The organism is Thalassovita sp., from assembly GCF_963691685.1.
In the GTDB taxonomy this organism is placed as follows: domain Bacteria; phylum Pseudomonadota; class Alphaproteobacteria; order Rhodobacterales; family Rhodobacteraceae; genus Thalassobius.
On record NZ_OY829290.1, the window covers coordinates 1,195,362 to 1,218,624 of the forward strand.

Genomic DNA, 23,263 nt, shown 5'->3' on the forward strand with positions numbered 1-23,263 from the left:
GGACATGGCTGTGTAGCAGGTTAACCTTGAGGTTAACCAACGCATAATACGCAGGGTCATGTCATGGAAAAGTTTGGCAAAAGTCAGTCCGTCAAACGTGTCGAAGATATCCGTTTTCTCAAAGGGGCCGGGGGCTATCTGGAAGATGTGGCCCCGGCGGGTCATTTGCGCGCCGTGGTGCTGCGCTCGCCGGTGGCCCATGCTCGGGTGACTGAGCTGGATGTCAGTGATGCGCGCGACGCAGAGGGTGTGCATCTGGTGCTGACCGGGGCTGATCTGGCGGCTGCGGGCATGACCCGTGGCATGATGGCCTCGATCCAGACCAATCGCGATGGCAGCCCGGCTGCTGCGCCGCATCGGCCGGTGCTGGCCGGTGACGTGGTGCGCTTCGTCGGGGAGCCGGTGGCGCTGATCGTCGCTGAAACGCTGGATCAGGCGCGGGATGCGGCTGAGATGGTGATGCTGGATTATGAGGATCTGGAGGTCAAAACCGACCTTGCCGTCGGCGGCGCAACACTCCATGCCGAGGCGCCGGACAACCGCGCCTTTGATTGGGGACTGGGCGATGAGGCCGCGACCGATGCGGCCTTTGCCAAGGCGGCCCGGGTGGTGCGGATGCAGGTGGGTGACAACCGGGTGATTGTGAACTCGATGGAGCCGCGCGGCTGCTACGCCGAGATGGAGGGCGACCGGTTGCATGTCTGTTTCAGCGGGCAGGGGGTCTGGGGCCCACGGGATGAAATTGCCCGGATGCTCGACATGCCGAAGGACAAGGTGCGCGTGACCATCCCCGATGTGGGTGGTGGGTTTGGTATGAAGGCGATGATGTATCCCGAGTACCATGCCGTCGCCCATGCGGCCCGGGTGTTGAACCGGCCGGTGATGTGGGCGGCGGATCGCAATGAGGCGATGCTGTCAGACCACCATGCCCGTGATCTGACCTCAGACGCGGCGCTGGCCTTCGACGAAAACAACCGCATTATCGGCTATAAGGTGCACACCCTGTGCAACCTCGGCGCCTATAACAGCCAGTTCGGCCAGTTCATGCAGACCCAGCTGTTCACCCGTGTGTTGATGGGCACCTATGATGTTCAGGATACCTACATCCGCGTTGAGGGGATCTACACCAATACCACCTATGTGGATGCCTATCGCGGCGCCGGCCGGCCCGAGGCGATCTACCTGTTGGAACGGATGATGGATATTGCGGCACGCGAACTGGGTGTGGACCCGTGGGAGTTGCGGCGCATCAACTTCATTAAACCGGATCAGTTCCCCTATAAATCCGCGACGGATGAAACCTATGATGTTGGGGATTTTGTCCGGGTACTGAACGCCGCCGCAAATCAGTCGGATCTGGCGGGGTTTGCTGCGCGTCGCGCGACAAGCGAGGCGCAGGGCAAACTGCGCGGCATGGGCCTTTGTTACTATATCGAAAGCATTTTGGGTGATCCTTCGGAAGGCGCGAAGGTTGAGTTTAATGAGGATGGCACTGTGACGATCTATGTCGGCACCCAGTCAAACGGTCAGGGGCATGAAACGGCCTATATCGCTTTCCTCAGCGATCAGACCGGCATCGCGCCGGATCTGATTTCGGTGGTGCAGGGCGACAGTGACCGGATTGAGACGGGCGGCGGCACCGGTGGATCCCGCTCGGTGACGGTGCAGGCCAATGCGATGCTGGCCACAGTGTATGTGATGGTGGCCGCCTTTACCCCCTATTTGGCTGAAAAGATGGGGGTGGCAGAGGACGAAGTTCGGTTTGATCATGAAACCTTCCGCGCGCCAGGCTCCAACCTGACGCCAACGCTGGTTGAGGCGGCTGAAATGGCGCGGCTGGATGGCCGCGTCGATCTGCTGAGCCATGAGGCGCGGGCCACCCTGCCGGCGCGCAGCTTCCCCAATGGGGCGCATGTGGCTGAGGTTGAGGTGGATCCTGAAACCGGCCAGATCACCATGGATCGCTACACTGTGGTCGATGATTTCGGCAATCTCATCAACCCGATGCTGGCCGAGGGGCAGGTGCACGGCGGCGTGGCGCAGGGTGTCGGGCAGGCCTTGATGGAACATGTGGTGCATGACGATCAGGGGCAGCTGCTGACGGCGTCTTTCATGGATTACGCCATGCCACGGGCCAGTGATTTGCCAATGATCGGCTTCACGACTGAGGCCGTGCCTTCCACCGCCAACCCAATGGGGATGAAGGGCTGTGGCGAGGCTGGCACAGTTGGTGCAATGGCTTCTAGTACCAACGCGGTTCTGGATGCGCTTTGGTCGCGCGGGGTACGGCACGTGGATATGCCGCTGACACCGCTGAAAACATGGGAACTTTTGCAGGATGCAGCTGAACAAACTTGCTAAACGCTTCATCGAGTGGATCAAACCCGGCCGCTTGTCGGGGCGGTCCCCCGTTGTTGCGACGCGTGGCAATCTTGTTCATGTGATCATTCTGGATGGCACCATGTCATCGCTGGATCCCGGCTGCGAAACCAATGCGGGGCTGGCCTATCGGCTGGTGTCACAGATGGGCGCGCCGGTCTCAGTCTATTATGAGGCCGGGGTGCAGTGGAGCGAATGGCGACAAGCCCCCGACGTGTTGATGGGGCGCGGCATCAATCGCCAGATCCGGCGGGCTTATGGCTACCTGTGCTCCCGCTACCGACCGGGCGATAAGATTTTTCTCTTGGGCTATTCCCGTGGCGCCTATGCGGTGCGCTCCCTCGGGGGGGTGATAGATCAGGTTGGTCTACTGAAGCCAGAACATGCAACTGAACGCAACATTCAGACCGCCTATCGTCATTACCAATGCACCCCGGGCAGCGAGGCCTCGGCGGCCTTTACCAGCGCCTATTGCCATGATGCGGTTGAGATTGAGATGATCGGCGTCTGGGACACGGTGAAAGCGCTGGGTGTCCGACTGCCGTTTTTCTGGAAATGGGCTGAGGTCAAGCACGGGTTCCATTCACATCAGCTGGGCGATGCCGTCAAACACGGATTCCACGCGCTGGCCTTGGATGAGACCCGCGAAGTGTTTGAGCCGGTGCTTTGGACATGTGACCACCCGACCACCTGCCGTGTTGAACAGGTCTGGTTCCGCGGATCGCATGGCGATGTTGGCGGGCAGCTTTCCGGGCGTGAGGCCTCGCGCCCCTTGTCCAATATTCCACTGGTCTGGATGCTGGAAAACGCCGAAGACTGCGGTCTGCCGCTGCCCGAAGGCTGGCGCGCCACTTTCCCGCAGGACGCAGCGGCGCCATCGGTCGGCACCTGGAGTGGTTGGGGTAAAATGTTCCTGCTGCGCAAGAAACGGGCGATTGGTCAGGACCTGTCAGAACAGGTCCATGACAGCGCTGCTGTCGGGGATGGCGCTGGCGAAACCGTGGCGCCGGGCCAACAGGCGACGGGTTAGCGCAGTTTCATAATGATGCAGGTGGTTGATCCGGTGGCGTAGAGCCGCCCGTCTTCAACCCCGCGAATTTCCCCGTTGGAAATCCCGCTGGAGCGGCCCGCATGCTGCACACGACCGGTGGCGCGCACCTCGGTGCCCAATGGGATCGGGCGGATGATGTTCACTTTGAACTCCATCGTTGTGTAGACCGAGCCTTGCGGCACTTTGGTCATCACCGCGCAGGCCATGCAGCTGTCCAGCACAGTGCCGTACCAGCCGCCATGCACGGTGCCCATTGGGTTGCTGACCTCAAACTCGGGCTTGCCGATAAAGCTAACCTCGCCGTCGCTGACCTCCGACAGGTGAAACCCCATCAGCTTGCCAATCGGCGGGCCAGCACTGTCGCCATCCAGAATGCTCTGCATCGCTTCAAGGCCAGACATCGACAACAGTCGCTCCGTGTCCCACAGCTCCTCCGGTGTTTCGGCGAACCGACGTTCCATTTTGTCTGACATGATAAAGCCTCCCTACCTATGGCAGAGAGGCTGACCCAGTAGACCCGGGCAGTAAAGAGGGCAGGGGCGGCTGTTACGCCACGTTTTCCAGGCTGACCTTCGGCGTGACCCCCAGTGCGTGGCAGACATCGCGGGTCAATTCCGGGCGGTTCAGCGTGTAGAAATGCAGGCTGTCCACGCCACCGTCGATCAAATCTGAACACAGCTCGGTGCACAGCGCGGTGGCCAGCAGATCATGGCGATCATCACGTTCGGCCTTTTCAAAGGCCTCAGCCACCCAATCGGGAACCGAGGTGCCGCAGCGTTTGGCGAAGTTGCGTGCCCCTTTGAAGTTTTCGATCGGCAGGATGCCGGGGATGATCTTATCCTCAATGCCCGCCTTGGCGCAGGCATCCCGGAAGCGGAAGAAGGTGTCGGCTTCAAAGAAGAACTGGGTCAGCGCCTCATCCGCGCCAGCGTCAAACTTGCGCTTCAGCCACTCCACGTCCGCCTGATGATCGGGGCTCTCGGGGTGTTTTTCCGGATAGGCGCCAACACGAATGTTGAACTGGCCTGTCCGGGCCAGCGCCTCGATCAGCTCAACCGAACTGCGGAACCCGTCATTATGGGCCTTGAAGCCACCGGATCCTTTTGGCGGATCCCCCCGCAGGGCCACGATATCGCTGACGCCCGCCTTGGCAAAATCCTCGGCAATGGCCATGGTTTCTTCGCGGGTGGCTTCCACACAGGTCAGATGTGCGGCAACCTTCAGGCCCGAATGTTTGTGGATGGTCGCAACGGCGTCACGGGTCAGATCCCGGGTGGTGCCACCCGCGCCATAGGTCACAGAGACAAAGCGCGGCGCCAGCGGGGCCAGAACCTGCACCGTGTCCCACAGGCGGAACGAGGCCTCCAGGTTTTGCGGCGGGAAGAACTCGAACGAAACAGAAGGCACGGTCATCGGGGGCTCCAGACGGAAAAACTGCGTTGTCCCCTTGTCGCGAAAATGCCTTTGTGAGACAACTTCATAATTCTCAAGGTGAAGATGAGGTTTGTTCATAATGCACATCGAGCTGCGCCACCTACGCACCATCAAGGCCATCCATGAAGAGGGCGGCCTAGCCCGTGCCGCGGATCAGCTGAACATCACCCAATCGGCTTTGTCTCACCAGATCAAACACTTGGAGGAACAGACCGGGGTTGAACTGTTTGTGCGCCGTTCGAAACCCATGAAACTGACCTCCGCCGGGCGGCGCTTGTTGTCCGCGGCCGAGAAGATCCTGCCGGAAATGGCCGCGTTGGAAGAACAGTTCAAAGGCATCCTGTCTGGCAAAACCGGACGGCTGCATATCGCCATCGAATGCCACGCCTGTTTTGAATGGCTGTTCCCGGTGCTTGAGCAGTTCCGCAAAGCCTGGGGCGAGGTGGATGTGGATATCCGACCAGGCCTTGCCTTTGACGCGCTGCCTGCCCTGCAAAAGGAAGAGGTGGACCTGGTCGTCTCCTCCGACCCGGAGGATATTCCGGGTGTCGAGTTCATCCCGCTTTTTGACTATTCGCCGGTCTTTGTTGCCTCGGCAGCGCACCCTTTGGCGCAGAAAGACTATGTGGAGGCCGCAGATTTTGCCGGTGAAACCCTGATCACCTACCCGGTGGACCGCAGCCGGTTGGATGTTTTCACCGAACTGCTGACGCCTGCCGGGGTGGAGCCCGCCGCCCAGCGTCCGGTGGAATTGACGGCGGTGATCCTGTTGCTGGTGGCTTCAAATCGTGGGGTGGCTGTGCTGCCCGATTGGGTGGTGCGTGAGGTCAAATATTCCTCGGATTATGTCACCCGCCCGATCACCGAAAATGGCCTGACCAAACGCCTCTATGCTGCCGTGCGCAGCGAAGATGCCACGCGCCCCTTTGTCTCCCATTTCATCCGTCTTGCGCGGACCGAACCGGTGAAGCTGCAGCGCCAGTAAAAACCGCGCTTTCATCGTTCCCAAAATACTCCGGGGGAGGCCCGGCAGGGCCGGGGGCAGCGCCCCCAAATCGCAGCGGTCACAAGCGCCGTCCCATGGGCCCGCCATCGCAACGCAGCTATGCAGCCTACGCAACGCGAAACCCCCTTGGCAAAAAGGCAAACCCGGCCTATACGCACGGCTTGGAACGCGCGTCCACGCGCCCCCGCCGGACAATGAGGAGCCTCACCGATGCAAGGCAGTGCAAATCTCAACATCATGATCAAGGCCGCCCGCAAGGCAGGCCGGTCCCTGGTAAAGGACTTCCGTGAGGTCGAGAACCTGCAGGTGTCGATGAAAGGCGCTGGTGATTTTGTCTCCAAGGCCGATATGGCCGCCGAACAGATCCTCAAAGAGGAACTGATGGGCGCCCGCCCGACCTACGGCTGGCTGGGTGAAGAAAGCGGCGAAGAAGAGGGCCAGGACCCGACCCGTCGCTGGATCGTAGATCCGCTGGATGGCACCACCAACTTCCTGCACGGCCTGCCGCATTGGGCGATCTCGATCGCGCTGGAACACAAAGGCCAGATCGTCTCGGGTGTTGTCTATGACGCCGCCAAAGATGAAATGTTCTACGCCGAAAAAGGCGCTGGCGCCTGGCTGAATGACAGCAACCGTCTGCGTGTGTCGGGCCGTCACCGGATGATCGAAGCCGTCTTTGCCACCGGCATTCCTTTTGCGGCCAAGAAAACCCTGCCGGCCACCCTGCAGGATCTGGCCCGTATCATGCCTGAATGTGCCGGTGTGCGCCGTTTCGGCTCGGCCGCGCTGGATCTGGCTTATGTTGCCGCCGGCCGCTACGACGGCTACTGGGAGCGTGAGCTGAACATCTGGGACGTCGCCGCCGGCACCCTGATCGCCACCGAAGCGGGCGCGATGATCGGTCCGATCCGCGAAGGTCAGGACCCGCTGCGCGACGGCAACCTGGTGATTGCCAACAACGACATCTTTGAACGCTTTGCCAAGATCGTCCGCGCCCGCGACTAAGCTGCGCTGAAAAGTTTCTTTCGGTTGACTGCCGAATTTGAAACCGCTGCCGAAAGTTCGGCGGCGGTTTTCTTTTGCCGCTTAGCGATCTGACGGGTGATTGATCCCGTCGGCCCAGCCGACCTCCCCCAGATCGCGCGGGTTGACCCCTTCGATACAGGCGACGTTGACGCCGTATTCATTGGGGCTTGAACGGCGCTGATGGTGGGTGTAGATCCCGCAGGTCTTGCAGAAATGGTGTTTGGCGGTGCCGGTGCCCCAGGTGTAAAGCGTCAGATTGTCCGCCCCTTTGAGGATCTCAATACCGTCCAGCGGTGCCGAAACGGCAATGGCCCCACGGCGGCGACAGAACGAACAATCACAGCGGCGCGCCGTGTTCAGCCCGTCTGACAGGGTGACGCGCATCTCCACCGCGCCGCAGTGACAGGTCAGTTTCAAGGGATCACTCATTTCTTCCTCCGGACGGTTGGGATGCGGCTGGTTGAATAGGTGTAGCGGGCCTCAGGATGGTTGGGCCGGCCTTGATGGTTTTGCCAATAGCGGGTGCCACCCCGCCGCAGCCAAAGCGGCAGCGCCAGAATGAACCCCGCGATGAAGCCGCCCGCATGGGCCCAGTAAGCCACGCCGCCGCCTTCGGGATCTGTGCCCGCGCCCGAGATGATTTGGAACAGAAACCAGAACCCCAGCATCAGCCAGGCCGGCACCGTGAAGATCCGAATGAGGATCACAATGAACAACAACATGTCCACGCGCGCCTTGGGAAACAGCAGCAGATAACCGCCCATGACCCCGGCAATGGCGCCGGATGCCCCAACCGTCGGCACCGTGGACCAGGGTGCTGCCACCACATGCGCCAAAGCCGCCAGCAAGCCGGACATCAGATAGAAGGCGAGGAAGCCACCATGGCCCATCTCATCCTCCAGATTGTCGCCAAAGATCCACAGGAACAGCATGTTGCCGCCCAGATGCATCCAGCCCCCATGTAGAAACATGGTTGAAAACAGCCCATGCAGATCCTGCCCCTGGCTGACCCGCGCCGGGAACAGCGCCCAGGCGTCATAAAATGCAAAAAGCCGCCGCGGGTCTGAGAACAAATCGGAATAACCGATAAAAATCAGCACATTGGCCGCGATGAGCGTGTAGGTGACAAAGGGGATGCGGTTTGACGGGTTGTGGTCACGGATGGGTATCATGGCGCGAAATTCGGCGCTTGGCCGGGCAAGGTCAATTGCAATTCAGCGCCGCTCGCAAAGCCGTGACTTGATCCGTGGCCATTTTGCGCCACCCTTTTCTGCATGAAAACACTTCGGCCGCTGCTCATCACCGCATTCCTGCCACTCACGGCACCCACCGCAGCTTTGGCCTCTGAGTGTCCGGCCGCGCCAGATCACTCAGAGGCTTTAGCGCAGCTGTTGAACAAGGTGCGTGTGGCCCCCGACGCCCGCGCCGGTCAGGCGATTTCGGATCAGATGTGGGCGCTTTGGGCCACCGCCCCGGATGAAACCGCACAGGAGGCGCTGGACGCAGGCATGGCCAAACGGTCCTCTTATGATTTTATCGGTGCAATTGCGGAATTTGACCGGCTGATCGCCTACTGTCCTGACTATGCCGAAGGCTACAATCAGCGGGCCTTTGTCCTGTTTTTACAGCAGGATTACGCCGCCGCGCTGGAGGATCTTGATCGGGCGCTTCTGCGGTCGCCAACCCATGTTGCCGCCCTTGCCGGCAAGGCGCTGACGCTGATGGGCTTGAATCGGTTGGACGAAGGGCAGAGCGTTCTGAAACAGGCGCTGGCGCTTAATCCTTGGCTGCCCGAACGCAATCTGGTGCTGCCTTCGCCGCCCGCGCCGGTGGAACAAGAATTGTAAGGGGCAAAAACGTGCCACCCTGTCCGAAAGGGTTGCTTTACACCCCCAACGCTTTCGCTATGTTCTCGCCACAACCAGTCACCGGGCCCGCCCGGTCAGCCGCGGGCGTGGTGGAATGGTAGACACAGGAGACTTAAAATCTCTAGGCCGTATAGGCCGTGCCGGTTCGAGTCCGGCCGCCCGTACCATTATAGCCGTATAAGTATCTGCTTTAATTTAATCTTATTTTTGGGCTGTCGATTTGCCCCCACACTTTTTTCGTCATGCGGCTGAGCTTTTCCATGAGCTCTGTTAGCTCGCTGACCTTGATCTGGGCGTTTTCCCCAGCTTTACCTTCTTTGCAAGCCGATAGATGGTGTTGAGCCTCCCCAACAAACCTGGCCCTCCGTTTCCCAAGCACAGGGGAGGACCAGCTTGGTTGGAAGGCTTAATGGAGCATCGAAAATCATTCAGCGCTCCCATTGTAGAACGCCTCAATTAGTTCCTAGTGGAGTGCGCAAAGGTTATCTACTCAGCGCCAGAATGGCGAAGGCCTTTGCCTACATCCAAAAACACTGGGCAGTACTTGTACTGTTTCTGGACGACGAAGGAACGATCTTAAATTCAAACTCAGTCAAGCGCATGTTTAAACTGACTATTTTAAGCTGCAAATCTCAATGCGGACAGGTTGCTGAGGCTTGTTTTGAATGATCGAGGCACGCTCTTTGACCTGTCCTGCGACGAACACATCAGCCCCATAACAAGTACCGCGAATGTCAGTGCAGGTGCTTTCTAAATGTTCACATTGACACTGCGTGGTCGCTACGGGCTTCTTTTGTCCGTCAGAATACATCTCCTACTGATGGTGACGACGCTTGTACTGTTCCGCACGTCAAACGCATCGATACAGGTCTCAGGTGTGATGTTGTTTTACCTGACTGCGACGCTAGGCATTCGTGGTGCGCTGAAAAATGGCCATAAGCTGCAATTCAATCTGCCGCAGAATAGGCAGATACTATATCCAGAAACCAAAAAAATCTGCTTTTAGCTGAGTTTCTCAAGTTTCCTTCTGTTTTTTTTCTGAGGGCTACTAAACGTCGCAATGTTGGTCCTAAGCAGTGTCCCAGATGATGAGACAGTGTGGATTTTAGCTGTAGTGTTCTATTTTGGAACACTGTGTTTTACAGATCTGATCGCACGTTTTTTTTCCGCAATCCAACACCGTGTGACACCGCGTCACGTCCGAAATAGGTCTTCCGCTTGCTCATTCTGGATTGGTTCGGTCGTACGATCTTCCAAGACCAGCAGATTGACTTCTGTGGGAGGCAGCAACACTGCTTATGATCGGGGTCGGCAGGATCGCCGCAAGTCTTCCACAACCGTTTCACACAAGGACCGGATCACTTGAGGAAGCCCAGCGGATTTGTCATTCTGGTTTGGATAGCCAAAAAACGATCGCGCGCTCTTCAGGAGCTGGATTTTGCCACTTAAATACTCTGATATATACCCCTCGGCCCCATTGCTGAGCAGCGATGAAGTGCTGCGCCCGTCGGCGGCTGGGCTGATGTCCGTGCGGTATTTTCAGGCGGATCCCAATCAGATGCCTGATGAGGTGTTTCAGGAACATCATGTGCTCCTGAACCTCAATACGCAGGCGCACCGCGTCCAGAACTGGCGGGATGGTGAACTTCGCGATTTTGCGTTCCATAAGGACGAGATCATTGTCACGCCTGCAGGGATGCGCTCGGGGTGGAGGTGGTACGCAAAATCGGATGTGATCGTAATCACTCTGGACCCGGCCAAGGTGGAGCAGTTTGCGCAGACGGAGCTTGGCATGTTGCTTGACCCCCAGCAGTTGCGGGATCTACCCCAGTTTTCCGATCCCGACCTCTGTACCGCCGGGGTCATCCTGCGCGACGCGCTGGAAACGGACGATATCTCATCCGCCGTAATGTTCGAGGCGATGAGCCGTGTATTCCTGGTCAAACTGCTGCAGAAATACGGAAAACGTCGCAAAGACGAGATCGAGTTGTCGGCGCGTTTCACTGCACAACACTATCAACGGGTTTTGTCCTACGTGCAAAACAGGCTCGGCCAGACGATCACGGTTGACCAACTGGCGGCGGAGGCGGGGATGAGTGCCTCGCACTTTTCCAGGGTTTTCAAAGAGACACTGGGGTCCACACCGATGCAATTTGTTATGGCCTACCGCATCGAGCAAGCCATCAAAAAGATGAATGACGCAGGTCGCCCCTTGGGGGATATCGCTCTCGCCTGTGGATTTGCAGATCAGGCGCATTTCACCCGCAGTTTCAAACAAGTCACCGGGCAGACACCGCGGGCCTACCGGGCTGCAAATCCCGCCTGAGCAGGATCTTTCAAAAACGCAGCAGTCAGGTGCAATCAGTTCTCTGACGGCACCTGTATCTCCTTGGTCATCGGGTTCGCACCCCAAAGAACATGCCAATGGAGATACTCTCATGAAGACGCTTACGCTGACTGCCGCTGCCGGCCTTATGGCTTCAACCGCAGCCATCGCCCAAGTTGAAACCCGCACTGTCACTTTTGAAAATGAAGGGGCCACGCTGTCAGGTACGCTTTACCTGCCGGAAGAACGCGGCACGGCCCCACTGCCGACGGTCGTTGTGACCGGGGCTTGGACATCCGTACAGGAACAGATGCCCGCAAATTATGCCCGCGAAATGGCGGAACGTGGTTTCGCCGCTTTCACCTTTGACTTCCGTGGCTGGGGCAAGTCTGGGGACCTGCCAAACAACGTGCGTTTCGTGGAAAGCCCAGAGGCCAAAACCTCGGACATCAAGGCGGCGATTGCTTTTGTTGCGACTCTCCCTGAAGTTGACGCCGCCCAAATCAATGGTTTGGGGATCTGTGCCTCGGCTGGTTACATGGTGGACGCCGTTGCCGGCAACCCGCTGATCCAGCGGCTTGGCCTGGTGGCGCCATGGCTGCAGAACGCGGAAATCGTTGAGGCCGTATATGGCGGTGAAGAAGGGGTCGCGGGGCTGATCGGTGTCTCGCAGGCCGCTGAAGCCAAAGGCGGTGACGTCATTCCTGCAGCTGGTCCCGAAGGTGCCACGGGCGTTTTGATGCCCATTGGTGGTTACTATTACGAAGCGGATCGCGGTGGCATTCCGGAATATGACGACAAGTGGAACAACGCGGGATGGGAAGGCTGGCTGACCTACCACCCGGCCGACAATCCGCAGCGTTTGGACAAACCTCTGGCGATTGTGCACTCGGAAAGCGCCGCCATCCCGCAGGGTGTTCAGACCTTCCTGGCAGGTTTTGCCGGTGAAGCCACAGCACAGTGGCTGGACGATGTGACGCAGTTCGATTTCTACGACAATCCTGAGGACGTAACTCGCGCTGCCGACACCGTGGCCGATCACTTCCGCGCGGGGCTTGAAGGCTAAGGCGAACCGGCGTGTGCCGGACTACTGGGTCCGGCGCGCGCCCATTCAGGAGGACACAATATGACCCGAATATTCCTTGCAGCCCTTGCAACTGCAACACTCATCGGAGGCACAGCAATGGCCGAAACGCCCGAAGATAACATGAAAGTCGTCCAAGATTTCTTTGCGGCCTATGGCGCAAATGACCTGGACGGGATCGCTGCCGTCATGGACGCAGATGTAAGATGGCACATCCCGGGCCGCCACCCGCTCAGCGGTACTAAAACCGGCCGTGATGAGGTTTTGGCCTTCTTCGCGCAGCTTGGCGTCGCGGGCTTTCAGGCCGATCCGATCTATTTCGGCGCCGATGACACCCATGTTGTGGACATCCATCGCGGGTGGTCCAATGCCGAGGGAAAGCCAAACGTGGATACGATCTGGGCGCTGGTCTACCGGATTGAGGGCGGCAAGATCGTTGAAGCCACCAACCTGAGTGCCGATCAGGACGCGGCAAACACCTCTTTCTGGTCGCAATACCAGCTCGCACCCGTTCCTGACCGTTTGACACGGGACTAGATCGCGCCAATCCCGGCCACACCGGAGGCGGAGCGTGGCCGGCCTCTCCTCATTCAACGAAAGGATACTGACATGATCCCCAAGTTCATCGCATCCCTTGCAACCGCAACACTTATCGGAGGTGTCGCTATGGCAGACCCTACCGCGATCACCCAAACTCTGACTGACATTGCCGCTGGCGCCGACCGGCACGATTGGGCCCGTGTGCGCGGCGCCTTTACAGAAACCGTTACCACCGACTACTCCAGCCTTTGGGGGGGCGATTCTGTGCTGCAGCCCGCCGATGAACTGGTTGCTGGCTGGGCGGCGTTTTTGCCGGGGTTTGATGTCACGCATCATATGGTGACCAACCACACCATCACTGAAACCACCGACAGCACCGCCAAGGCTGAAGCCGATTTCACAGCCACGCACCGTATTGACGACGCCCTTTGGGTGCTCGGCGGGCGCTACAGCTATGACCTTGAGAAAACCAACAGCCGTTGGCGGGTGTCCTCACTGACTATGGTGGCCCTCTGGGAAACCGGCGACCGCGCCCTTGTGGCGCAGGCCGGTGAACGCGCCGCCGCAGCCAAGTGACGGTGGAGGCTTCAGTTGATGTTTCGAAAAACCCTCCTCATCGGGCTGCTCATCGCACCGCCGGTTATGGCCAAGGATATTCCGGTACCCATCGAATGCTATCAAACCGCGACAAATGCACTGGACGTGTCACGGTTTGATGCCGCTCCTTTGATAGCATTTACTGCAGCAAAGGAGACTGACTATGGGATTGAAACGGACGGACGAATTCCGCGCTGATGCGGTGCGGATCGCGCTGACTAGCGGGCTGACACGCCGGCAGGTTGCTGCCGATTTAGGTGTTGGCCTGTCAACGCTGAACAAATGGGTGACCGGGCATCGTGACACTGACGTGGTGTTGGACAAGGAGCTTGAGCTAGCCCGTGAGAACGAGAGGCTTCGACGGGAGAACCGTATTCTTAAGGAGGAGAGGGATATCCTAAAAAAGGCCACGGCCTTCTTCGCGAGCCAAAAGCCATGAGGTTTCGGTTCATCGAAGAGCAAGGCCGTGATTTCCCGACAAACCGTCTTTGCCAGGTTCTGGATGTCAGCGAACGAGGCCTACGGGCTTATCGCAGCCGCCCTGCCAGTCAAAGGCAGCGGACAGACATGGTTGTTCTTGCCCACATCAAAGAACAATCTCGCCTTAGCCTGGGCAGCTACGGCCGTCCACGAATGACCGAAGAGTTGAAGGAGCTCGGGCTGAACATTGGCCACTGCCGCGTTGGTAGGCTGATGCGAGAGAACGGTATACGGGTCGAGAGATCCAAGAAATACAAGGTGACGACCGACAGCAACCACGCCTTAAACATCGCGCCGAACCTGTTGAACCGGGACTTCGCAGCGAACGCGGCCAACCGGAAATGGGCGGGCGACATCAGCTACGTGTGGACCCGCGAGGGCTGGCTGTATCTCGCCGTGATCTTGGACCTGCATTCAAGGCGCGTAATCGGCTGGGCTGTCAGTAATCGTATGAAGCGTGACTTGGCGATCCGGGCCTTGAAGATGGCAGTCGCACTGCGGCAACCGCCGAAAGGCTGCATCCACCATACGGATCGCGGGTCGCAATACTGCTCTCACGACTATCAGAAGCTTCTGCGCCATCACGGCTTCGAAGTATCGATGTCCGGCAAGGGCAATTGCTACGACAACTCCGCAGTTGAGACGTTCTTTAAAACGATCAAGGCTGAGTTGATCTGGCGCAAATCGTGGCCAACACGTCGGGAAGCTGAAGTCGCAATCTTCCAGTACATCAACGGATTCTACAATCCGCGACGACGGCACTCAGCACTGGGTTGGAAAAGCCCGGTCGCTTTCGAACGGAAAGCGGCCTAAACGAGCACTTGGGGCGGCACAAAAACGGGACAGGTCCACACAGGACATTGCTGCCTATCTGGGCTGTTTCACCGAGGACGCTGTCATGATCGATGTCCGCCGTGAGTTTGCGGGCAAAGAGGCCATACACTTCTGGGCGAAACGTGAGGTCATGCCCGGTGGGCAGAGCTTCAGACATCGTCAGATCCTGGTCGCAGAGCCGGGCTATGCCAAGACTGAGGTCAAATGGGCCAGCTGGGTGGCGCACTATCATTATTGGTGGGATGGCGACGGTAAAATTACCAAAATGTCGCTACAATATGCCGACTGATCTTTTGGAAGGAGCGATCGCATGACCCAAGAGCGCATAGCCCTTGTGACCGGGGCCAATCGCGGAATTGGCAAAGAGGTCGCCCGTCAATTGGCCCATGATCATGGTTGTAGGGTTCTGGTCGGTGCGCGTGACCTTGAAAAGGGGCACGAAGCAGCAAAGCAGATCGGCCGCGGCGCTAGTGCTATTCAGCTTGACGTATCCGACCCTGCTTCAGTCACCACCGCATTTGCAATGATCGACACGGACTATGGTCGGCTCGATATCCTCGTGAACAATGCCGGAGTGGACTATGATACGGACCAGCAGGCACTTACTGCTGACCTCGCCCGTGTTCACCGCGCATTTGAAACCAACTTCTTTGGCCCATGGGCGACGACAATCGCTGCTGTCCCCCTCTTGCAGAAAGGGCAAAGCGGCCGGATCGTGAACGTGTCTTCCGGCGCCGGGGCGATTAACGAAATGTCGGCCGGCACGCCAGGCTACGGCATCTCAAAAGCAGCGCTGAATGCACTGACGCTTAAAACCGCGGCGGAGCTAAAACCGCAGCGTATTCTGGTCAACGCCGTCTGCCCTGGATGGGTGGCGACGGATATGGGCGGCGGTGGCCGGCCCGTATTTGAGGGCGCTAAGGGCGTGGTCTGGGCGGCAACCCTGCCAGATACAGGTCCAACCGGTGGGTTCTTTCGCGACGGGACGCCAATCAACTGGTAGTCTTAACCGGATGCCATGTGATCGATCAGCTTTCTGACCCGCACCGGCAACAGGCGGCGGCTGGGATAGACGGCAAACATATCTCGGGTCAGCGGTGTGGCGCTGTCGATTTCCAATGGCTGAATGTCCCCGCTGACCATATCCCGTGGCAGCAGCGCAACCCCCAGATTACGTTGAACCGCTTGCCGGATCACATCCAGATCCCCGAAGCTGTGGGCGATCTGTTTGGGTTGCAGTGTCTCGCCGGTGTCGAGAACCCATGCTTGCCCAGCAACCAATGCCGGGAGGGCAAGAAAGTCCTTGCGCGACAGCGTGTTGCGCAACCCTCGATCTGCGATGAATTTTGTGCTGGCACAGAAACAATAGTCAACGGACCATAGCTTGCGGGCGACGAGGGTGGAGTCTGTCAATGGCCCAACCCGGAAGGCCAAATCGATGTTGTCCTGAAAGAAATCCAGAAACAGGTTCGTTGTCGTCAGTTCAAATTCCACGTCTGGATGTTGTTCTGCGAAGTCCATCAGCCGCGGCCCGACGGTTTTTCTGGCAGCGAGCGGCGGCGCGGTGATGCGGATCACCTGCCGCCGCGTGTCTTCGGCAAAACCCGCCACGCCTTGAAGGGCCTCAATCGGATCCTGACATCGATCTAGCAAGCGCCGGCCCTCTTCGGTCAGACGCACTTGCCGGGTTGTGCGCTCGAAAAGTTTGGCGCCAAGGTGTTCCTCAAGCTCCGCAATCCGGCGGCTGACCCGGCTGAGCGGGATGCCCAACTGCTCGGCGGCAGCGGAGAAGCTGAGGTGGTTGGCGACTGTGGTGAACAGGGCAAGGTCGTTATAGATCATTATCCCATTTTTAGGACAATATATCATAATATCAATTATTATCCCCGGAAGCGCCCGTTGCTACCTTCTTCGCAACAGAAGGAGCATACTATGTCATACGCAATCGAAATCCCCCAGACCGGCGGCCCGGAGGTCTTTCGCAAAACGGATCTCTCTATTCCAGCACCGGGCAAGGGTGAAATCCTGATCCGCAACCACGCAGGGGCGGTCAACTTTATCGATACGATCATCCGCCGTGGTGAAATGCCCGAGGGGATGATGCCCAGCCTGCCACATGTTCCGGGCGTTGAGGGCGCGGGAGTTGTCGAGGTGATCGGCGATGGTGTGGACGGGTTCGCCGCGGGTGACCGTGTCGCCTGGATGGGCCCGATTGGCGCAGGGGGCTATGGCAGCCATTCGGCGGTCAAGGCACCCTATGTGGTAAAAATCGCCGATAAAATCAGCTTTGAGACCGCGGCTTCGATCCCGGTGAACGCCATGACGGCCTATCACATGCTGGTCAATCTTGGCGCCGCGAAGGCCGAAAAAACTGTGCTGATCCATGCCGCGGCCGGGGGCGTTGGCACTATGGCGGTACAGATCGCCAAACATCTGGGCCTGACCGTCATTGCCTCGGTCAGTACGGACAAGATCAGCTATGTGACAGCGCAGGGTGCGGATCATGTCATCGACTATCGCCAAGAAGATGTCACCACGCGTGTCGACGAGTTGACCAGCGGGCGCGGCGTTGACTTGACGTTGAACCCGATCGCTGGTGCGGCCCTCAAATCCGATCTCGACGCATTGGCGCCTTTGGGGACGGCGGTGCTGTTTGGCTTCCTAGCAGGCCCGCCAGCAGGCGATTTTGCAGGTGATCTGGCAAAGCACTTCCAGCAATCCATCGCGGTGCGGGTCAGTGATATCTACACCTATTTCACCACGCACCCAGACGCGTTCAACACCGATATGAAAGCGGTATTTGACTTGCTGGAACAAGGCGTGCTGCGCCCTCAGATCACCACGCTGCCAAGTGCTGAAGCTGCCGAAGCACATCGCCGTCTGGAAGCTGGCGAAACAACCGGCAAGCTTGTTCTGACGCTCGCCTGATCAAGACCACTCTCGCAAAATAGGACATGACCAAAATGACCAAGATCTTCGAAACCGACCTTCAAGGCAAACACGTCGTCATCGTCGGCGGCAGCAGCGGAATGGGCAAAGCTACCGCCAAACTGTCTGTGGCACTTGGCGCAAATGTGACCATCGCGAGCCGGAGCGCGGACAAGCTAACCGCCGCCGCCGCAGAGATCGGGGAGGTCAAAACCGCTCCGATCGATATGACCGACGAGGCAGCTGTGAAGGCTTGGGCTGCACAGCTTGGCACGGTGGATCACCTGGTGATCTCAGCCTCCAGTGCAGCGCATGGTGCCTTCGCTGAGTTGCCCACTGATGACCTGCGCGGCATGTTGGCTGCAAAGTTCATCGGTCCCTATGTCACCGCGCGCGAAGTGTTGCCGGCCCTCGAAAAGGGTGGTTCGATCACGTTCTTCTCGGGCGTGCTAAGTCGAAGACCTTCAGCCGGGGCGACAGGTCTTGGTGCCGTGAACGCAGCCGTAGAAGCACTGTCAAAAGGACTGGCGCAGGAGCTTGCCGGGCGCGCGCGTGTGAACTGTATCAGCCCCGGAATGGTTGCGACTGAGGCCTATGACGCCATGCCTCCGGACGCGCGAGACGCAATGTATGCCGTAGTCGCGGAGAGTTTGCCGGTTGGGCGTATTGGGCAGGCTGACGAAATAGCACAGGCCGTCATCATGGCCATGACCAACGGCTTCTTGACCGGCGCAGTCTTGGACATCGACGGCGGGCATCTGGTGCGGGGCTAAGATTAGCGGCTGAAATGGGAAGGGAATAAGTCGGTCATGCGTTAGAGTTAACGTCGCTTTTGCAGCGCACCATACTTGCCCCCATCTGCGCGGCAAAAGATGATCTATGCGTAGTCGAAAATTCCATTGGTGGACGTCTGCCATGGGGCGATGGCAGGCCCCCAATGCCAGGCAACCGTAAATCTGCTGAGCGGGCTTTACTGGCACCGACCTCCAAACAGCCGACCTTCGCTTTGCGCTGTTTGAACAGGTCGCAAAACTGGTGGTAGCTAATACTTGATCCATTTCAGACCGACACTCGTAGTTTAACCAGTAGAAATCTGGAGGCTTCGTGCAGGTTATATGGTTTAAACGCGATTTGCGGGTGGAAGATCATCAGGCATTGTCGCAAGCGGCGCGTGTGGGGCGAGTCCTGCCGCTTTACGTCGTAGAAAATGAACTGTGGCAGCAGCCGGACGCCTCCGCACGACAGTGGAGCTTTGTTGCCGAAACAATCGCCGAATTGCGCGCTCGTCTCGGTGAATTAGGACAGCCTCTTGTCGTGCGCGTGGGTGAGGTCACGTCGATCCTGGCTGAGTTCAAGAAGTTTAACCTGATCGACGGCCTCTGGTCACATGAGGAAACCGGAAATGATTGGACATATCGCCGGGATATTCGGGTTGCCACCTGGTGTAGGCAGCATGGGGTACGACAGTATGAAGTTCAAAATCACGGCGTATTCCGTAGACTTAAATCGCGCAATGGATGGTCTGGGCGTTGGGATAGGTTTATGCGCCAGCCGGTCTCGGTGCCAATTGCCCTGGAACCTGTTCAGGTAGAGCTGGGGCCCATTCCAAGTGCGCGCGATCTTGGCTTGTCAGATGACCCATGCGCGTCTCGGCAGACGGGTGGGCGGCGTGCCGGTTTGGAACGGCTGAACAGTTTTTTGACTAAGCGCGGCGAATATTACCAACGCGAAATGTCCAATCCCGTAGAGGGGGCGGCCGCCTGTTCGAGGCTCTCACCATATCTAGCATGGGGGGCGCTTTCGATGCGAGAGGTGGCGCAGGTAACAGAAAAGCAGCGGCAGGCATTGCCGCCACAGGCAACTCAATGGCGCAAATCGCTTCGGTCCTTCTCCAGCCGGCTGCATTGGCATTGCCACTTTATTCAGAAGCTCGAAGACGAACCGCGTATTGAGTATGAGAATTTGCATCGTCTCTACGATGGGCTCCGGCCCCGCCAACCGGATTCAGAGCTGTTGGCGGCTTGGGCAAACGGTGAGACGGGCTATCCATTTCTGGACGCCTGTATGCGGTCATTGCGGGCCACAGGATGGCTGAATTTTCGGATGCGGGCGATGGTCATGGCCACGGCCAGTTACCACCTTTGGCTGGACTGGCGGGCCCCAGGTTTGCATTTGGCACGCATGTTCACCGATTACGAACCGGGAATTCATTGGAGCCAGGTGCAGATGCAATCCGGCACCACCGGTATCAATACGGTGCGAATTTATAACCCCGTCAAACAGGGGTACGATCAGGACTCGCAGGGTGCGTTCATTCGAAAATGGGTGCCGGAATTAACGCATATCTCGGATCAACATATCCACGAGCCCTGGAAGAGTAATGATGCTCAACAGATCATTGGGACGATTTATCCTGAGCGTGTCTTTGATCATCTTGCCGCGGCAAAACACGCCCGTGAACGTGTCTGGGGCGTGCGGCGTAGTTCAGGGTTTCATGCAGAAGCTCATGCGATTTCTGCCAAACACGCGAGCCGCAGAAGCGGACGGGTTGCGCGCAAAAAAGCACGGAATGCGGACAGCCCCGCCCAGCTTAGTCTGCCCCTTGGAGATCCATCATGAAAATGCGGACCAAAGCTCACTTGCCACAAAAGATCTGCGCCACCTGCCAGCGCCCGTTCACCTGGCGTAAGAAATGGGCGAAGAACTGGGATGAGGTAAAGTACTGCTCGAAGCAATGCAGGTCGGTCAAATGACTTCAGTTTTTCCTGAATTTGCCGAAAGATCCGAGCCCATCTCTTTCACCCCCACACGTGCCGATGGTCTCAAGCGGTTGGATCAGTTCGCAGCGCGCACCGGGCGCCATTATGCCCAGATGCGTAATTATGATTTCGGGGCTGAACGGCGCAGCAATGTCTCGGCCTTGTCGCCCTGGCTCAGGCACCGCTTGATCACCGAAGCGGAGGTGCTTCAACGGGTGCTGGCCCGACATAGTGTCAAGGCGTCAGAGAAGTTTCTGCAGGAAGTGTTCTGGCGCACGTATTTCAAAGGATGGCTGGAACAGCACCCAAGCGTCTGGACGCAATACCAACGTGATCTGGTCGATCTGCTTGAAGTCTTGGAAAATAACTCTGAGCTACAGAACCAGGTCAGCACCGCGGTGGCTGGCAAGACCGGTATTGACTGTTTTGATCATTGGGTGCGCGAGCTGCTGGAGACCGGCTATCTGCACAACCATGCGCGCATGTGGTTCGCCTCAATTTGGATTTTCACGCTGCGCCTGCCTTGGCAGCTTGGGGCGGATTTCTTTCTGCGGCATCTGCTGGATGGCGATCCGGCGTCCAACACGCTCAGCTGGCGTTGGGTTGGTGGGCTCCACACCAAAGGCAAGACCTATCTGGCACGTGCCGATAATATCGCCAAGTACACCGAAGGGCGGTTTCACCCCCGCGGTTTGGCGACCTTGGCAGAGCCGCTGACAGAGGAAGTGGAGCACCCGCGCGTACCGCTTTCGTTGAGGGCGATACAGCCATCCGCCCCGTATCTTTTACTCTTGACCGAAGAGGACCTGGCGGGCGCTGATCTGATGTCATCCGCACCCGCTGCTGTGATCGGTCTACTGGCGACCCGGGGGCGCACTCCAAACGCGATAGGACATGCCGCGCGGGAGTTTGCATTAGGCGCTATGAACGATGCCCTTGATGCTTTTGGGCAGCTTGCGGAACCAACCGAGGATTGGGCTGCGACGTTGATCAAGTCCGCACAGGACGCCGGTGTGTCGACCATTGCAACAGCTTACGCCCCTGTGGGCCCCGCCCGATCCAGGTTGGATTGTGCAGAACCTGAACTGAACAGCGCAGGCATCACTCTGCACCGGGTTGTACGACCATCCGATGCCATCGCCTGGCCTCATGCCAGAGCGGGGTTTTTCGGTCTGAAGAAAAAGATCCCTTCTATCTTGAGCCAGATGAATCTGACCCGCTGACCAAATTGCACGAGCCTCTTATGTCCTCAGTCACCATCATTCTTCCCAACCAGCTTTTTGCCGAACACCCCGGTCTGTTTGAGCAACCCGACCAGGTCGTGCTTTTTGAGGACCCTCTCTACTTTGGAGATGCGGTTTACCCGGCCAACATGCACAAGCAAAAGCTCTGGCTGCATAGAGCGTCGATGACGCAGTATCGTGATGATTTGCTGGCCCGCGGTTTCAAAACCAATATCTGGAGATACGAGGCAAAGGCAGGTGCCAGTATGCGGCTTTTCGAGGATCTGCGCCGGCGTGGCTTCAATCAGGCCGTCATGGTGGAGCCTGTTGATTTTATATGTGAAAATAGACTGAAAGCTGCCGCAGCGGCCACTGGTATCAAGCTTGAATTCAAGTCTTCTCCGGGCTTTTTGAATACGCGGTCGGACAATCTGGCGTGGTCGTCCGGTCGCAAACGCTGGTTCATGGCCGAGTTCTACAAAAGTCAGCGCCGCCGCATGAACGTTTTGATGGAGGGTGAGACCCCTTTTGGTGGGCAATGGAGCTTTGACGCGGACAACCGCAAGAAGGTTCCCAAAAAGCAACTGGCCAGTTTGCCCTGGATCGACTGGCCTGTTCCTAATGAGGTTGATGTCGCCGCACAGGCGCAAGTGCTCTCAGAGTTTCCGGACGCTTTGGGGTCCCTTGAGACGCTTTACTATCCGACAACACACAAAGCTGCTGCGACTTGGCTGGCGCAGTTTCTGGAACGGCGTTTTGAACGGTTTGGGGATTACGAGGATGCCATTGTTGAAGGCGAAAACTGGCTCTGGCACGGCATTCTGACGCCCGCGCTGAACATTGGGCTTTTGACGCCTCAACAAATTGTGGATGCCGCTCTGGAGCATGCAGATCGTAAGAGGATACCCCTGAACTCGGTCGAGGGCTTTATCCGTCAAATCATCGGTTGGCGTGAATTCATGCGCGCAACCTACGACAATCTCGGGGTGCCGATGCGCACCACAAACCACTGGGGCCACACGCGCCCCATGCCGCCAGCTTTTTACAACGGCACGACAGGCATTGGTCCGCTGGATGATACGATTCAAAGAGTGCTCAGAACCGGATATTGCCACCATATCGAACGGCTGATGGTTCTGGGCGGCTTCATGTTCCTGTGTGAGATCGACCCGGACGACGTCTATCGCTGGTTCATGGAAATGTTCGTGGACAGCTATGATTGGGTCATGGTTCCCAATGTCTATGCGATGAGCCAGCACGCCGATGGTGGATTGATCACCACAAAGCCGTATTTTTCCGGATCAAACTACATTCGCAAGATGAGCCATTGGGGCAAGGGACCTTGGACCGACATATGGGATGGCTTGTATTGGCGATTTATCCTGAAGCATGCGGATAGGCTTGTCAGCAACCCACGCTGGGCCATGATGTGCCGCACAGCACAACGGATGCCGACAGACCTCAAACACAAGCATATCACAACGGCCGAAGCTTTTTTGCAGCAAATATCCTCACAATAGGGCCTGTTGCACCAGGGTCTCAGGGCCGTTGAGTGGACCATACGACTGGATTTGTCGCTTGCAGAAAACAACAGATCTGTCCGCTAGAAGAACAGGGTCAACTGAACTCGCAGCGGGCCGAGATTGGCCCCGTCGCCACCAATTTCGTTTTGACCAAGGTGAACCCCGACTGGCGCGTCGACCGGCACTGCGAGCAATATTTAGGTGC

General features: G+C 58.0%; 24 protein-coding genes and 1 tRNA gene. 20 read left to right on the forward strand and 5 right to left on the reverse strand.

Annotated elements, in window-relative coordinates:
* Positions 1-63: 63 nt before the first annotated feature.
* On the forward strand, positions 64-2,361 hold the full coding sequence (locus ACORLH_RS05845) for a xanthine dehydrogenase family protein molybdopterin-binding subunit (RefSeq protein ID WP_321831669.1): 2,298 nt from the start codon (positions 64-66) through the stop codon (positions 2,359-2,361).
* On the forward strand, positions 2,339-3,409 hold the full coding sequence (locus ACORLH_RS05850; RefSeq protein WP_321831670.1) for a DUF2235 domain-containing protein: 1,071 nt from the start codon (positions 2,339-2,341) through the stop codon (positions 3,407-3,409). Before ACORLH_RS05845 ends, ACORLH_RS05850 begins: the two co-directional genes overlap by 23 nt.
* On the opposite strand, the gene ACORLH_RS05855 is transcribed toward ACORLH_RS05850, so the two are convergent.
* Together ACORLH_RS05855 and metF are read right to left on the reverse strand one after the other, a co-directional pair.
* Positions 3,406-3,903: a PaaI family thioesterase gene (locus ACORLH_RS05855; RefSeq protein ID WP_321831672.1), complete on the reverse strand. Its 498-nt coding sequence runs from the start codon at positions 3,901-3,903 to the stop codon at positions 3,406-3,408. The two genes, ACORLH_RS05850 and ACORLH_RS05855, sit on opposite strands and share 4 nt — an antisense overlap.
* A 73-nt stretch (positions 3,904-3,976) precedes the next feature.
* Positions 3,977-4,843 carry a methylenetetrahydrofolate reductase [NAD(P)H] gene (gene metF / locus ACORLH_RS05860; protein WP_321831673.1) on the reverse strand — a complete coding sequence of 289 codons (867 nt, stop codon included), beginning with the start codon at positions 4,841-4,843 and terminating at the stop codon, positions 3,977-3,979.
* A gap of 100 nt (positions 4,844-4,943) precedes the next feature.
* Here metF and ACORLH_RS05865 point away from each other — a divergent pair, with 100 nt between their 5' ends.
* The gene (locus ACORLH_RS05865; protein WP_058244522.1) at positions 4,944-5,849 is read left to right on the forward strand and encodes a LysR family transcriptional regulator; all 906 of its coding nucleotides are present in this window, start codon (positions 4,944-4,946) and stop codon (positions 5,847-5,849) included.
* Positions 5,850-6,080: 231 nt separating this feature from the next.
* On the forward strand, positions 6,081-6,875 hold the full coding sequence (locus tag ACORLH_RS05870; protein ID WP_321831675.1) for an inositol monophosphatase family protein: 795 nt from the start codon (positions 6,081-6,083) through the stop codon (positions 6,873-6,875).
* Between the two features lie 81 nt (positions 6,876-6,956).
* On the opposite strand, the gene ACORLH_RS05875 is transcribed toward ACORLH_RS05870, so the two are convergent.
* Both ACORLH_RS05875 and ACORLH_RS05880 read right to left on the reverse strand, forming a co-directional pair.
* Entirely contained in the window at positions 6,957-7,325 is a 369-nt protein-coding gene (locus ACORLH_RS05875; RefSeq protein ID WP_321831677.1) for a GFA family protein, read from the reverse strand.
* Positions 7,322-8,068: a rhomboid family intramembrane serine protease gene (locus ACORLH_RS05880; protein WP_321831678.1), complete on the reverse strand. Its 747-nt coding sequence runs from the start codon at positions 8,066-8,068 to the stop codon at positions 7,322-7,324. Before ACORLH_RS05880 ends, ACORLH_RS05875 begins: the two co-directional genes overlap by 4 nt.
* Positions 8,069-8,170: 102 nt before the next feature.
* On the opposite strand from ACORLH_RS05880, the gene ACORLH_RS05885 reads away from it, so the two are divergent.
* The 10 genes from ACORLH_RS05885 (at position 8,171) to ACORLH_RS05930 (ending at position 15,628) form a co-directional block, all read left to right on the forward strand.
* Positions 8,171-8,743 carry a tetratricopeptide repeat protein gene (locus ACORLH_RS05885; protein WP_321831679.1) on the forward strand — a complete coding sequence of 191 codons (573 nt, stop codon included), beginning with the start codon at positions 8,171-8,173 and terminating at the stop codon, positions 8,741-8,743.
* Between the two features lie 101 nt (positions 8,744-8,844).
* Positions 8,845-8,931, forward strand: a tRNA-Leu gene (locus ACORLH_RS05890).
* Between the two features lie 1,391 nt (positions 8,932-10,322).
* Positions 10,323-11,090, forward strand: coding sequence for a helix-turn-helix domain-containing protein (locus tag ACORLH_RS05895; protein WP_321831681.1), 768 nt, complete (start codon positions 10,323-10,325; stop codon positions 11,088-11,090).
* A complete protein-coding gene (locus tag ACORLH_RS05900) occupies positions 10,999-12,156 on the forward strand; it encodes an alpha/beta hydrolase (protein WP_321831684.1) in 1,158 nt (385 codons plus the stop codon). The genes ACORLH_RS05895 and ACORLH_RS05900 overlap by 92 nt, the downstream gene beginning before the upstream one ends.
* A 117-nt stretch (positions 12,157-12,273) precedes the next feature.
* Positions 12,274-12,711, forward strand: coding sequence for a nuclear transport factor 2 family protein (locus tag ACORLH_RS05905; RefSeq protein WP_321831685.1), 438 nt, complete (start codon positions 12,274-12,276; stop codon positions 12,709-12,711).
* Positions 12,712-12,840: 129 nt separating this feature from the next.
* Positions 12,841-13,290, forward strand: coding sequence for a nuclear transport factor 2 family protein (locus ACORLH_RS05910; RefSeq protein ID WP_321831686.1), 450 nt, complete (start codon positions 12,841-12,843; stop codon positions 13,288-13,290).
* A gap of 18 nt (positions 13,291-13,308) precedes the next feature.
* Positions 13,309-13,509: a hypothetical protein gene (locus ACORLH_RS05915; RefSeq protein WP_321831687.1), complete on the forward strand. Its 201-nt coding sequence runs from the start codon at positions 13,309-13,311 to the stop codon at positions 13,507-13,509.
* A protein-coding gene (locus ACORLH_RS05920) for an IS3 family transposase (RefSeq protein WP_321831688.1) occupies positions 13,475-14,604 on the forward strand; the annotation gives its coding sequence in 2 pieces (ribosomal slippage) (positions 13,475-13,718 and positions 13,718-14,604; 1,131 coding nt in all). The genes ACORLH_RS05915 and ACORLH_RS05920 overlap by 35 nt, the downstream gene beginning before the upstream one ends.
* Positions 14,605-14,689: 85 nt before the next feature.
* Positions 14,690-14,914: a hypothetical protein gene (locus ACORLH_RS05925; RefSeq protein ID WP_321831689.1), complete on the forward strand. Its 225-nt coding sequence runs from the start codon at positions 14,690-14,692 to the stop codon at positions 14,912-14,914.
* Positions 14,915-14,935: 21 nt separating this feature from the next.
* Complete coding sequence (locus ACORLH_RS05930; RefSeq protein WP_321831690.1) at positions 14,936-15,628, forward strand: SDR family oxidoreductase; 693 nt, start codon at positions 14,936-14,938, stop codon at positions 15,626-15,628.
* A 2-nt stretch (positions 15,629-15,630) separates the two neighbouring features.
* Here ACORLH_RS05930 and ACORLH_RS05935 read toward each other — a convergent pair whose 3' ends face one another.
* The gene (locus ACORLH_RS05935) at positions 15,631-16,467 is read right to left on the reverse strand and encodes a LysR family transcriptional regulator (protein WP_321831691.1); all 837 of its coding nucleotides are present in this window, start codon (positions 16,465-16,467) and stop codon (positions 15,631-15,633) included.
* 90 nt (positions 16,468-16,557) lie between these two features.
* On the opposite strand from ACORLH_RS05935, the gene ACORLH_RS05940 reads away from it, so the two are divergent.
* The 6 genes from ACORLH_RS05940 (at position 16,558) to ACORLH_RS05965 (ending at position 23,055) form a co-directional block, all read left to right on the forward strand.
* Positions 16,558-17,553 carry a quinone oxidoreductase family protein gene (locus ACORLH_RS05940; protein ID WP_321831692.1) on the forward strand — a complete coding sequence of 332 codons (996 nt, stop codon included), beginning with the start codon at positions 16,558-16,560 and terminating at the stop codon, positions 17,551-17,553.
* 35 nt (positions 17,554-17,588) lie between these two features.
* Entirely contained in the window at positions 17,589-18,326 is a 738-nt protein-coding gene (locus tag ACORLH_RS05945) for an SDR family oxidoreductase (RefSeq protein WP_321831693.1), read from the forward strand.
* 331 nt (positions 18,327-18,657) lie between these two features.
* Positions 18,658-20,172 carry an FAD-binding domain-containing protein gene (locus ACORLH_RS05950; RefSeq protein WP_321831695.1) on the forward strand — a complete coding sequence of 505 codons (1,515 nt, stop codon included), beginning with the start codon at positions 18,658-18,660 and terminating at the stop codon, positions 20,170-20,172.
* Positions 20,169-20,306 (forward strand): DUF2256 domain-containing protein, encoded by a 138-nt coding sequence (locus ACORLH_RS05955; protein ID WP_321831697.1) that lies wholly within the window; start codon positions 20,169-20,171, stop codon positions 20,304-20,306. The genes ACORLH_RS05950 and ACORLH_RS05955 overlap by 4 nt, the downstream gene beginning before the upstream one ends.
* The gene (locus ACORLH_RS05960) at positions 20,288-21,535 is read left to right on the forward strand and encodes an FAD-binding domain-containing protein (protein ID WP_321831698.1); all 1,248 of its coding nucleotides are present in this window, start codon (positions 20,288-20,290) and stop codon (positions 21,533-21,535) included. The genes ACORLH_RS05955 and ACORLH_RS05960 overlap by 19 nt, the downstream gene beginning before the upstream one ends.
* 20 nt (positions 21,536-21,555) lie before the next feature.
* The gene (locus ACORLH_RS05965) at positions 21,556-23,055 is read left to right on the forward strand and encodes a cryptochrome/photolyase family protein (RefSeq protein ID WP_321831699.1); all 1,500 of its coding nucleotides are present in this window, start codon (positions 21,556-21,558) and stop codon (positions 23,053-23,055) included.
* Positions 23,056-23,263 lie beyond the last annotated feature (208 nt).